Annotated in this window: 8 protein-coding genes; all 8 read right to left on the bottom strand. The window is 64.9% G+C overall.

The window, feature by feature from the left end; all coding sequences use genetic code 11:
* Positions 1–834 (bottom strand): sn-glycerol-3-phosphate ABC transporter ATP-binding protein UgpC (gene ugpC / locus EOA29_RS19085; RefSeq protein ID WP_127221289.1); only part of this gene is annotated, 834 nt, incomplete at its 3' end.
* 37 nt (positions 835–871) lie between these two features.
* Positions 872–1693, bottom strand: coding sequence for a carbohydrate ABC transporter permease (locus EOA29_RS19080; protein ID WP_126091617.1), 822 nt, complete (start codon positions 1691–1693; stop codon positions 872–874).
* Complete coding sequence (locus EOA29_RS19075; RefSeq protein WP_126091616.1) at positions 1694–2632, bottom strand: sugar ABC transporter permease; 939 nt, start codon at positions 2630–2632, stop codon at positions 1694–1696.
* On the bottom strand, positions 2632–3969 hold the full coding sequence (locus tag EOA29_RS19070) for a sugar ABC transporter substrate-binding protein (protein ID WP_126091615.1): 1338 nt from the start codon (positions 3967–3969) through the stop codon (positions 2632–2634). Before EOA29_RS19070 ends, EOA29_RS19075 begins: the two co-directional genes overlap by 1 nt.
* A gap of 64 nt (positions 3970–4033) precedes the next feature.
* Complete coding sequence (locus tag EOA29_RS19065) at positions 4034–4693, bottom strand: GntR family transcriptional regulator (RefSeq protein ID WP_040973628.1); 660 nt, start codon at positions 4691–4693, stop codon at positions 4034–4036.
* 22 nt (positions 4694–4715) lie between these two features.
* Complete coding sequence (locus tag EOA29_RS19060; RefSeq protein ID WP_126091614.1) at positions 4716–5600, bottom strand: dihydrodipicolinate synthase family protein; 885 nt, start codon at positions 5598–5600, stop codon at positions 4716–4718.
* Positions 5601–5704: 104 nt separating this feature from the next.
* Positions 5705–7093: a chromate efflux transporter gene (chrA, locus tag EOA29_RS19055; protein WP_126091613.1), complete on the bottom strand. Its 1389-nt coding sequence runs from the start codon at positions 7091–7093 to the stop codon at positions 5705–5707.
* Positions 7090–7583 (bottom strand): chromate resistance protein ChrB domain-containing protein (locus tag EOA29_RS19050; protein ID WP_189478930.1); only part of this gene is annotated, 494 nt, incomplete at its 5' end. The genes chrA and EOA29_RS19050, both read right to left, overlap by 4 nt.

Genomic DNA, 7583 nt, shown 5'->3' with positions numbered 1-7583 from the left:
GCCGTAGACCAATTCCCTGCCCGCAGCCTCGCTCGGCTGGATGCTTTCCGGCAGCGGCAGCGTCAGCCCGCCGGCGCTGCGGAAGATGCCCTCCTCGATGTGGCCGTGGATGAAGTTCATGGCGGGCGAGCCGATGAAGCCGGCGACGAACAGATTGGCCGGGCGGTCGTAGAGATCGAGCGGCGCGCCGATCTGCTCGACAAGGCCATCATGCAGCACCACGATCTTGTCGGCCATGGTCATGGCCTCGATCTGGTCGTGCGTGACATAGATCGTGGTGGTGCCGAGCCGCTGATGCAGCGCCTTGATCTCGCCGCGCATCTGGACGCGCAGTTTGGCGTCGAGGTTGCTGAGCGGCTCGTCGAACAGGAACACCTGCGGATCGCGCACGATGGCGCGGCCCATGGCAACGCGCTGGCGCTGACCGCCGGAGAGCTGGCGCGGATAGCGGTCGAGCAGCTTTTCGAGACCGAGAATGCTCGCTGCCCGCTTGACCCGGCTCGCGGTATCGGCCGGATCGGCCTTCTTGATCCTGAGCGCGAAGCCCATATTGTCGGCCACCGTCATATGCGGGTAGAGCGCGTAGTTCTGGAACACCATGGCGATGTTGCGGTCCCGCGCCCTGAGGTTGTTCACGGTGCGCTCGCCAATGGCGATCTTGCCGCCCGATATCGTTTCAAGCCCCGCGATCATGCGCAGCAGCGTCGACTTTCCGCAGCCGGACGGCCCAACCAGGATGACGAACTCGCCATCCGCGATATCGACGCTGACGTCGTGGATGATCTTTGCGCTGCCGAAAGCCTTCTGCACATTGTTGATGCTTACCGATGCCATTGCGTGTCTCCAAAGAAAGTGACGGCGGATCAGGCGCTCAGCCGCCCTTGACCGCACCGGCGGTCAATCCCGCGACGATCTGCCGTTGCGCGAACATGGTGAGCACGAGCACCGGCAGCGTGACCACGAGCGCGGCGGCGGCGAGCGGCCCCCAGCTCACCTGCTCGTAGGACAGCATGTTGTAGACGGCGACCGGCAACGTCCGTGTCTCGCGGCTGGCGAGCACCACGCCGAAGACGAAGTTGTTCCACGAGAAGATGATCGACAGGATGAAGGCGACGACGATGCCGGGCTTGGCGATCGGCAGCGCCACCAGCTGGAACACCTGCCAGGAGGTGGCGCCGTCGATGTTGGCCGCCTCCTCCAGCTCCATCGGCGTCGTCTCGAAATAGCCGATCATGACCCAGACCACGATCGGCACCGTCACCACCAGATGGATGATGATCTGCGGCCAGAGCGTGCCGAGGATGCCCAACCATTGGAACAAGAGGAAGAGCGGGATGAGGTAGGAGAGCCCCGGCGTCATGCGGGCGATCATGATCACGACCGCCGAGCGTTCCGCCTTGAGCCTGGCGATGCCATACCCGGCTGGCACGCCGATCAGCAGCGCCAGCAGCGTCGCCGTGCCGGTCACCAGCACCGAATTCCACATATAGAGCAGGAAATTGTTCTCCTCGAACACCTTCGCATAGTTCGACCAGGCGAAGCGCTCGGGGATCAGGATCGGCGGATAGGCGCCGTTGTCGATCTCGAACTTCAGCGACAACGAGATCATCCAGAGGAAGAACAGGATGGCCGGCGAGACCAGCACCAGCGCCGCGAAGAACAGGCCCAGCTTGTTGAGAAGCCGCGAGCTCATTTATTTGCCCTCCGCGTCGATCCATTGCGAACGCTGGCGCAGCATCAAAAGGATGAAGGACAGCGCCACGATGACGATGAAGAAGACGACGGCCATGGCTGAGCCATAGCCCATGTCGTAGTAAGAGAAGGCGGTGTTGTAGAGATAGATGTTGATCGTCTCCGAGGCCGTGCCCGGCCCGCCCTGGGTCATCGCGTAGATGATGTCGAAGCTCTTCAGCGCATCGATCGTGCGGATGATGACCGCGATCATCAGGAACGGCGCGATCATCGGCAAGGTGAGATAGCGGAACTGCTGCCAGGCATTGGCGCCGTCGATCTCGGCGCTCTCGAACGGCTCGCGCGGCACGGAAGCCAGCCCGCCCAGCACAATCAGCATCACCAGCGGCGTCCACTGCCAGGTCTCGACCGCGACCAGCGAAGGGATGACCGTGTTGGCGTTGAATATCCACTCTTGCGCCGGAATGCCGACCAGCGACAAGAGATAGTTGAGCACGCCGAGCTGCGGATGGAACATCATCGTCCAGACCAATGCCACGGCAACGGGTGTGGCCATCATCGGCATCACGAAGATGCCGCGCAGCAGGCCGCGCAAGGCAAACCTGGCGTCGAAGATGAGGGCGGCGACAGTGCCGAAGAACATCGGCGCGACGACCGACAGGAACGTGTAGGTCAAGGTATGCCAGAGCGATTCCCAGAAGCGCGGATCGCTCGCCAGGCGCAGATAGTTTTCCATCCCGGCAAAGCTTCGCGACTGGCCGAGCGTCCAGCTGTTGACGCTCATCCACAGCGTGAAGGCCCACGGAAAGACGATCACCGCGCCGACGACGACGAGCGCGGGGACGACGAAAGGCCAGTAGTTGGGAGCCAGCCGGACCGGCTGGCTCTCCTCGATGGCTTGCGTCGTCGCCCCCGCGCGTTCTGGGGCGATGGCGGACATCAGCCTTGCTCGCTCCTGTCGAGAACCGGCTGGAACTGCTCGGTGGCCTTCTTCAGCTCGGCGGCGGGATCGGCGCCGGCAATCATGTTGGTCAGCGCCACGCCATAGATATCGCGGAACTCGGTGACCGGGATGATGACCGGCAGCGCCAGCCGGCTGATGTTGCCGGAACCGACCACGGCATCGAGCCAGCTCGGTGGCATGGTGACGCCTGCGCGCACCTTTGGATCCTCCAGCACGGATTTGCGGAACGGCACGCCGGCGCCGGCCTGCAGCAGGCGCGCGCCCATGGCCGGCGATACCGCCCACTGGCAGAATAGATAAGCCGCTTCCTTCTTCGTGCTGGCGGAGGTCACGCCGATGCCGTCGCCGAACGTACCCGAGGCATGCGCTTTCGGTCCCTTTGGCATGACGCCGTAACCGACCTTGCCGACCACCCGCGATTTTTCCGGATTTTCCATCGGCGGCGCAAAGCCCACGCCGTCGAACCACATGCCGATCTTGCCTTGCAGGAATGCGGATTGCGCCTCGGCCCAGTTGAAGCCGGTGACGCCGGGAGGTGCCGCCTTGGTCATCAGCCGCTGGTAGAGGCTGGCGGCCTCGACCGCTTCCGGCGACGTCGTGCGCAGCTTGCCGTCGCTGCCGAGCGGCGTCATGTCGTAGCCGAGCATCAGCGACGTCCACACCGGGGTATTGGCGTTCTTGAGGCCGCGGGCGACGAAGCCGAACGTGTTGCTTGAGGGGTCGGTCAGCGCTTCGGCGGCGGCCACCAGTTGCTCGAAGCTCTCGGGATATTTCAGCCCCTTGGCGTCGAACAGCTCCTTGTTCCAGTAGAGGATCCAGTAGTCGACCGAGAACGGCAGCGAGCGCAGCACGCCCTTGTCGTCCTTGGCGAACTGCAGGCCGGCCTCGGCGAAGTCGCTTTCGACCAGTCCAGGATCGGTGAGGCCTGGATCGGCAAGGTAGCCGGAAATGTCGGCCAGCCAGCCGCCCTTCTCGAACTGCCGCTTCTGCACATGGTAGCTCAGATGCACGACGTCGAAGCTGGGCTTGCCGGAGCTGAGCTCGATCACCGTCTTCTGGCGCTGCTGCTGTTCGGGCGTCGCCTCCGCATTGACCTTGATGCCGGTCAGTTCCTCGAACTCGGCAAGGTTCTTCAGGATGGTGTCGCTGCGCGGGCTCTTTACCAGATTGACGTCGAGTGTCGTGCCGGCAAAGCGCTTCCAGTCGACGCCCGCGGCGAAGCTAGGCCGAAGACCGGCGAGACCGGCCGCGGCGAGTGCCGCAGTTCCCTGGAGCAGCTGCCTCCTGGTTGGACTGAACGGATTGGACGACATTTCTTCCTCCCGGTTGCTGTCGTTGTCGATTGCGCCGCGACGATTGCGGCACGGTCCTGCTTCCTCAAATCTGGAGCGCCAGCCGGCGCGCATTGTCGATATGCTGGCTGATCGCCTCGACCGCCTTCTGCGGATCGCGTTTCTCCAGCGCATCGATCACCGCCAGATGTTCGCGCATGACCGGCACGACGCGACCGTCGATGCGGAAGCGCTCCTGGTGGATGAGCCTGATCTTCACCGAATTGACCAGATAGGCCTTGGCGATGATTTCGTTGCCGAGCGCGCTGATGAAGGTGTCATGCATGGCCCAATCGATGTTCTGTGCCTTGGCTTCCATTTCCGGCGTCGGGGTCTGCGCCAGCGCCTGGGCGAGCATGTCCTCGTGCTCGCGCCTGAGACGCGCGATCTCGGCATCGGAAGCGTTGACGGCAAACAGCGCGACCGCCTCGCGCTCCATGAACAGGCGGAACTGGAAGGCCTCGCGGATCAGGCTGATGTCGATATGGGCGATCTGCATGCCGCGCTGCGGGATCGTGGTCAGCAGCCCCTCGGCCTCGAGCCGCGGCACGATCTCGCGGATGGCGCCAAGCGGCAGGCCGGTAAAGGCAACCAGCTCGCGCTGCGACACGAACTGGCCCGGCCTAAGGTCGCGGGCCAGCAGATGCCGCGTGAAGCTGGCATAGGCCTTTTCCCTCAGAGTTGCCGGTTCGCTCGTGTCGTCCATGCCGATCAGCGTCCTCCGCCGCTCATGCCGCTTGTGTCGAAAATAGCCTGTCGTAGGCGGCACCAAGCTGCTGTCGCTGCTGCAATGCCACCTCCTCGAGCGGCGGCCGGACCGTCAGCCAGCGTTCGTCGCCTGTCTGGCGCGCCACCATGGCCTTCACCGCCGGGATGACCGGATGCCTGAGCAATTCGAGGACGAAGCCCTCCACACGGGAATCGTCGCGCCCGCTTTCGATCATGGCGCGAAGCTCGCCCGCGGCGAAATTGGCCATGCCGGAAATCGCGCCCTGGCCGCCGATCCGCACCGCCGGCGCCAGATGCCGTTCGTCGCCGATCAGGATGATCAGGTCGCCATGCGTCTTGAGCACCGCTTCGCTGTACGCCCAGTCTCCGCCCGAATCCTTGACCCCGGCGACCACGCCCGGATACGCCCTGCGCAGCCGGCCGATCAGGTCGAGCGAGAGCTGCACCGTCGTGACCGAGGGGATGTTGTAGAGCAGCATGCCGCGGGCAAGCGGACCGAGCGCGGCGAACACGGCCGCAAACCAGCCGAACAACCCATCGTCGCCGACATTCTTGAAGTAGCTCGGCGGCGCGAGAAGGATGTTGCGGGCGCCGCGTTGCAGGGCCTGACGGCACTGCTCCGCAGCATCTTCCGCCGCGTCGACGAGCACGCCGGCGACGAGCTGATCGGCCGAGATACCTGACGCAAGCATGGCATCGATGACCGCCTGCCGCTCCGCCGTGCCGACGGAAGCGCCTTCGCCCGTGGTGCCGAACAGCGTCACGCTGTTGCAGCCGGCATCGAGACAGGCTCTGGCATGCGCGGTCATCAGCGGGATGACAATCCGCCCGGATGCGTCGAAGGGCGTAGTGAGGGCAACCGACAGACCAAAGCGCGACGCCACTGCAAAGTCTCCAAATTCATCAATCTGCAAGTAGCCGTATCATGCTGACATGTTAGTTGTAAACAAGCAGATCGATCACGCTTGGCTGCGGTCGGAAAGATTTTTCACAATGCCTGCAGAGCCAGTCCTGCCAGCGCCGATCCGGCCAGCGTCGGCAGCATGCCGGCTTTCAGCCTGAGCATGGCGACCATCGCAGCCGCCGACAGCAGCGCCGCGCGCCAATCGAGCGAGGAGTAGACCGGGACCTCCACGCCCCAACCGACACTCTCGACCTTGCCGAAGACGACATGCAGCGCGAACCACAGCGCGAGGTTCATGATGACGCCGACGACGGCCGCCGTGATCGCGCCGAGCGCCGCCGACAGCGCCTTGTTCTGCCGCAACTGTTCGATGTAGGGCCCGCCGAGGAATATCCAGAAGAAGCAGGGCGTGAAGGTGGCCCAGAGCGTCAGCACCGCCCCGAGCGACCCCGCAAGCAACGGGTTGATCGCGCCGGCATGGCGGTAGGCGGCGGCGAAGCCGACGAATTGCAGCACCAGGATCAGCGGTCCGGGCGTCGTTTCGGCAAGGCCGAGCCCGTCGACCATCTGCCCGGGCGAAAGCCAGCCGAACGAAGTCACCGCCGCCTGAGCGACATAGGCGAGAACCGCATAGGCGCCGCCGAAGGTGACGACGGCCATCAGGCTGAAGAAGCCGCCGATCTGCGTCCACACGCTTCCCGGTCCCGCCAGCACGGCGATCAGCGCCACCGGTCCGAGCCAGAGCGGCAGCCAGATGGCGATGGTGCGGGCCGCGTGCCATTTGGTCGGCACGGTGTGGCCAAGCTCGCCGCGCTCGAACATCAGGTCGACCACGCCGCTTCTGTCGGCGACGGTGCTGCCCTTGCCGTGCGCCGAGCCGGAAAACAGCCCTGGCGCGAAGCGATTGCCGATCCAGCCGATCAGTCCTGCCGCAAGCACGATCAGCGGAAACGGCAGCTTGAGGACATAGATGGCGAGGAAGGCCGCCACCGCGATGGCCACCATGGCGCGGTTCTTCAGCGCTCGTTTGCCGATGCGGATCACCGCCTCGACGACGACGGCAAGCACCGCCGCCTTGACGCCGAAGAACAGCGCCTCGATGACCGGCGCGTCGTTGTAGAGCATGTAGAAGCTGCTCAGGCCGAGCATGACCAGCGCGCCTGGCAATACGAACAATGTGCCGGCGACGAGGCCGCCCGCTGTCCGGTGCAGCAGCCAGCCGATATAGACGGCGAGCTGCTGCGCCTCGGGGCCCGGCAAGAGCATGCAGTAGTTGAGCGCGTGCAGGAAGCGTTCCTCGCCGATCCAGCGGCGCTCCTCGACCAGCTCCTTGTGCATCATTGCGATCTGCCCGGCCGGCCCGCCGAAGGAGAGCAGGCCGATCTTGGCCCACAGCCGCGTCGCCTCGCGGAAGGTCGGCGCGGCCGGGACTTCGGCCGGCCGCGCAGCGCCGTCCTTGGCAAGCACGGTCATTGTGCCTTGCCTCCGGCCGGCCAGTTATGCGTCTCATCGGTGGCGTCGCGGCACCAGCGGAAGAAGGCATCGTAGAGCAGCATGCTGGCTTCGAGTTGCTCCAAGTCGTCGCGGAACATGCGCGACAGGCCGAGCGAGGCGGCGAGGAATCCGGCCGCCTGCGGGACGAGATCGAGACGCGCCGTGTCCGCCCCGCGCACGACGAGCGCCAGACGATCGAGCGCTTCGATGCGCAGGCCGAATTCCTCGATCATCGTGTCGAAGGTGCAGCGCTCGCCGCGGTGGCTCCAGAACACGCCCTCGATGTCGAAGGGAACCGCGGCGAAGCGGTCGGCCACCAAATGCACCTCGGCCGGGTCGACGAACAGGAAGACGGCATCGGGATCGACGAAGCGGCGGATCAGCCACGGACAGGCGATGCGGTCGACCTTCGGGCGGGAACGGGTGACCCATACGGTGCGGCCCTTCTCGTTACGGGGCGGGATGGCGC

Source organism: Mesorhizobium sp. M1E.F.Ca.ET.063.01.1.1, assembly GCF_003998155.1.
Lineage (GTDB): Bacteria > Pseudomonadota > Alphaproteobacteria > Rhizobiales > Rhizobiaceae > Mesorhizobium.
This window is presented reverse-complemented; position numbering and strand designations above follow the sequence as displayed.

Excerpts from the sequence above, each read along its gene's own strand:
- EOA29_RS19070 (WP_126091615.1), bottom strand. The coding sequence starts at position 3,969 with ATGTCGTCCAATCCGTTCAGTCCAACCAGGAGGCAGCTGCTCCAGGGA.
- EOA29_RS19075 (WP_126091616.1), bottom strand. The coding sequence starts at position 2,632 with ATGTCCGCCATCGCCCCAGAACGCGCGGGGGCGACGACGCAAGCCATC.
- chrA (WP_126091613.1), bottom strand. The coding sequence starts at position 7,093 with ATGACCGTGCTTGCCAAGGACGGCGCTGCGCGGCCGGCCGAAGTCCCG.
- EOA29_RS19065 (WP_040973628.1), bottom strand. The coding sequence starts at position 4,693 with ATGGACGACACGAGCGAACCGGCAACTCTGAGGGAAAAGGCCTATGCC.
- EOA29_RS19080 (WP_126091617.1), bottom strand. The coding sequence starts at position 1,693 with ATGAGCTCGCGGCTTCTCAACAAGCTGGGCCTGTTCTTCGCGGCGCTG.